This is a genomic window from Streptomyces sp. MS06, from assembly GCF_047200655.1.
Taxonomy (GTDB): Bacteria; Actinomycetota; Actinomycetes; order Streptomycetales; family Streptomycetaceae; genus Streptomyces.
The window spans coordinates 1-4,181 of record NZ_JBJZOJ010000123.1; the positions used below are offsets into that span (position 1 = coordinate 1).

Genomic DNA, 4,181 nt, shown 5'->3' on the forward strand with positions numbered 1-4,181 from the left:
GCCGACGCCCAGGCCGGTCTCGACATGGGTGTGGCCACGGTGGGGCAGCACGCGGTGGACCACCCCGTGCTCGGCGCCGCGATCGGGCTGGCCGACACGGACGAGATCGTGCTCACCGGCCGGCTCGCGCTCGACACCCAGCGGTGGATCGCCGACCACGACGTCCTCGGCAGCCTGCTGCTGCCGGGCACCGGCTTCGTGGAGCTGGCGACCAGGGCCGCAGAGCAGGTCGGGTGCGGGACCGTGGAGGAACTGACCCTCCAGGCACCGCTCATCCTGTCCGAACGACGCGGACTGCACGTGCAGGTCTCCGTCGGGGCGCGGGACGCGGAGGGCCGACGGACACTGCACATCTACTCGCGTGATCCCGGTGCCGCGGCCGATGTGCCCTGGACACTGCACGGTGTCGGTGTCCTCGCGGAGGACACCGCGGTCCCGTCCGCCGACCTCACGCAGTGGCCACCGCCGGGTGCCACGCCCGTGGACGTGACCGGCATCTACGACCTGCTGTTCCGGCAGGGCTACGCCTACGGTCCCGCCTTCCAGGGGCTGAAGGCGGCCTGGCGGCGCGGTGACGACGTCTTCGCCGAGGTGGCCCTGCCCGAGGAGTCGTGGGAGGAAGCCGGCCGGTTCGGGCTGCACCCGGCGCTGCTCGACTCGGCGATGCATGCCCTCAGCCTCGGTGAGACCGGCGACGAGCAGACCCTGCTGCCGTTCTCCTGGGGCGGAGTCTCGCTCCACGCGGTCGGGGCCACCGCGCTGCGTGTCGCCCTGCTGCGGGAGACACCCGGCACCGTGGCCCTGGAACTGGCCGATTCCGAGGGCGCGCCCGTCGCCTCCGTGGCGGCTCTGTCGTTCCGGCCGGTGTCGGCCGAGCAGCTCCGCTCGTCCGGGTCCGATGCCGACCAGTCCCTGTTCCGCGTCGAGTGGACCGCGCTCACCGCACCGGACACGGACCTGACCTTGCTCTCCTGGGACGACGTACTCGCCGCGGAGTCGGTGCCCGACGCCGTGGTCCACGAGTGCCGGGCGGCCCAGGCGGAAGTGCTGGACGCGGTGCGCGAATCCACTGGGGAGGTGTTGCGCAGGGTGCAGACGTGGCTGGCGGAGGAGCGTTTCAACGACGCCCGGCTCGTGGTGGTCACCCGTGGCGCCGTGACCGTGCGCGACGGTGAACTCCCGGATCTCGCCACGTCCCCCGTGTGGGGTCTGGTGCGCGCGGCGCAGGCCGAGCATCCCGGGCGCTTCGTTCTCGTCGACACGGACGGCACCGCGGAGTCGAGCAGGGCGCTGGCCGGCGTGGTCGCGTCGGGCGAGCCGGAGGCGGCGCTGCGGGCGGGCGACGTGCTCGTGCCCCGACTGGCGAGGATCGGCACCGCCGCCCCGGACGAGCAGCCCCGGCGACCGGAGCCCGAGGGCACCGTGCTCATCACGGGCGGTACCGGAGGGCTCGGCGCGCTGCTGGCCCGTCACCTCGTCACCACGTGGGGCGTACGGCACCTGCTGCTGACCAGCCGTCGCGGCCCCGCGGCTCCCGGAGCCGAGCAACTGGTCGCGGAGCTGGCCGGACTGGGTGCCGTCGCCACCGTCGTCGCCTGCGACGTGTCCGACCGCAACGCGGTGCGGGACCTGCTCGCCTCGGTCCCGGACGCGCACCCGCTGACCGGGGTGGTGCACGTGGCCGGCGTGGTCCACAACGGTCTGGTCGCCACCTGGCCGGACGCATGGCTCGACGAGGGCTTCGGCCCGAAGGCGGACGCCGCCTGGCACCTGCACGAGCTGACCCGGGACATCGATCTGTCGATGTTCGCGCTCTACTCGTCGGCAGGGGGACTGGTCCTTGCCCAGGGGCAGGCCGGCTACGCGGCCGCCAACGTCTTCCTGGACTCCTTGGCGGTCCGGCGGCGTGCCGAGGGACTGCCCGTCACCTCGCTGGCCTGGGGAGCCTGGGCCATTGACTCCGGTATGAGCCGCGAGCTGAGCCGGGCCGACCTCGACCGCATGAGCCGCCGGGGACTCCCGGCGTTCACCGCTGAGGAGGGGCTGGCTCTCTTCGACGCCGCGATGGCGACGGGCGAGAGCGTGGTCGTCCCGATGCGGGTCGACACGGCGGCGCTGCGCGTACACGAGGGTGAGGTTCCGGCGCTGCTGCGCGGACTCGTCCGCGTCCCGGTCCGCAGAGCCGCCCGAGCCGCCGATGCGGGCGCCGCCGAGACCGCGGTGGACCTGCTGGCGGGCCTGCCCGCGGCCGAACGCGACCGCCGCATGCTCGAAATGGTGCGGGCCAGGGCGGCCGAGGTGCTCGGGCACAGCAGCCTCGAGGCGATCGATCCCGACCGGGGTTTCCTGGACATCGGGTTCGACTCGCTCAGCGCGCTGGAACTGCGCAACCGGATGGTCACTCTGGCCGGCCGGAACCTGCCACCCATGCTGGTCTTCGACCACCCCTCCGCGGCGGATCTCGCAGCTCATCTGAGCGAGTTGCTTTTCGAGACCGAGGCGCCCACGGTCGACGCGGATCTTCAGGCCGCGTCCGCCGACGAACTCTTCGGGATCCTCGACAGCGAACTCGAGATATTCAAGTAGTAGGGGTTCGGTAGGGGATGCTCCGGCAACAGGCCGGGGCCATACTGGGCGACAACGTGGAATTCGCATATGAATTCGCATAGGGAGAGGACGGAAGAATGACCGTGGCGAGTGACGGAGCGGAAGGCGTGGAGACCGACCCGCCGCTCTTTCCGATGGAACGCAAGTGCCCCTTCCAGCCGCCGGCCGAATACGCGGAAATGCGGGCCGAAAAGCCCGTGTCCAAGGTGAAGCTGGCGGTTTCCGGAAAAGAAGTCTGGGTCGTTTCCCGCCAGGAGCACGTGCGACGAGTGCTGACCGAGCCGAACATGAGCTCGAGCTTCGTCAACCCCGGTTACCCGCTTCAGGTCCCGGTGCCGCCGGAGGCCCTCGCGGCGATGGAGACGCCGCTGGTGGCGATGGACCTGCCCCAGCACGCCCAGCACCGCCGGGCCATCATCCCCGAGCTCACCGTCAAGCGCGTGCAGGCGCTGCGCCCCCGCATCCAGGAGGTCGTGGACGAGCACGTCACCGCCATGCTGGAGCGCGGCGGTCCGGTCGACCTGCTGAACGAGCTGGCCATTCCGGTCCCCTCGCTCATCCTGTGCGAGCTCCTGGGCGTGCCGCTGGAGGACATCCCCCACTTCCGTGACTTCGCGGAGCGCACGGTCCGCAGTGACGTCACCCCCGAGGACATCGGCGCGGCGATGGCCGAGATGGACGCCTACCTCGACAAGCTCGTCACGTCGAAGGAGGAGGTGCCGACCGACGACCTGCTCGGCCGGGTGATCCAGAAGAACCGCGAGGACGGCTCGCTGGTGCACCGGGAGATCGTCGCTCTCGCCCGGATGCTCATCTCCGGCGGCTTCGACACCCTCACCAACATGATCGTCCTCGGTGTCGGCGTCCTCCTGGAGCACCCCGAGCAACTGGAGCGCATGAAGCAGGACCCCTCCCTGACCAGGAACGCCATCGAGGAACTGCTGCGCTACCTGAGCATCGCCGACTCCGCGACCTCCCGTACGGCCACGGAGGACATCGAGATCGGTGGCGTCCTCATCCGCAAGGGCGAGGGCATCATCGCGCTCAACGGTTCGGCCAACCGGGACGAGCGCGCCTTCGAGAACCCGGACAGCCTCGACATCTTCCGTGAGATAGGCCTGCACTCGGCCTTCGGCCACGGCATCCACCAGTGCCCCGGCGCCAGCCTCGTCCGGGTCGAGCTGGAGATCGTGTACAACACCCTCTTCGCCCGGATCCCCACGCTGCGGCTCGCCGTCCCGGCGGAGAAACTGCCGTTCAAGAAGTACACGCTCATCCAGGGACTGGATGCGCTTCCCGTCACCTGGTAGCCGCCCTCGGGGTCCGGGTGGCAGTGGTGACCCGGGCCCCTGAGACGAGGAAGGGAACGACCGGTGCGAATCCATGTCGACCGCGAGCGCTGCATCGGCTCCGGCACGTGTGTGCTCACCCTGCCCGCCGTGTTCGCCCAGGACGACGAGGACGGCCGCGTCCGCCTCACCGGGGACACTCCGACAGCGGAGAGCCGGGCGGCGGTGGACCATGCGGTCCTCACGTGTCCCGTCTCGGCGATCTCCGTGGGGGACGGCTCGTCC

3 protein-coding genes are annotated in these 4,181 nt (G+C 70.8%); all 3 read left to right on the forward strand.

Annotated features, from left to right (window positions below; all coding sequences use genetic code 11):
- Window positions 1-2,586, forward strand: a 2,586-nt coding sequence (locus ACL02U_RS32650; RefSeq protein WP_412794633.1) for a type I polyketide synthase, incomplete at its 5' end; no start/stop codon positions are given.
- Between the two features lie 98 nt (window positions 2,587-2,684).
- A complete protein-coding gene (locus ACL02U_RS32655) occupies window positions 2,685-3,917 on the forward strand; it encodes a cytochrome P450 (RefSeq protein ID WP_412794634.1) in 1,233 nt (410 codons plus the stop codon).
- A gap of 63 nt (window positions 3,918-3,980) precedes the next feature.
- Window positions 3,981-4,181: ferredoxin (locus tag ACL02U_RS32660; protein ID WP_412794635.1), on the forward strand; the 201-nt coding region annotated here is incomplete at its 3' end.

What these genes read in the sequence shown, in the direction of transcription:
- ACL02U_RS32655 (WP_412794634.1), top strand. Translation starts at nt 2,685, where the DNA reads ATGACCGTGGCGAGTGACGGAGCGGAAGGCGTGGAGACCGACCCGCCG.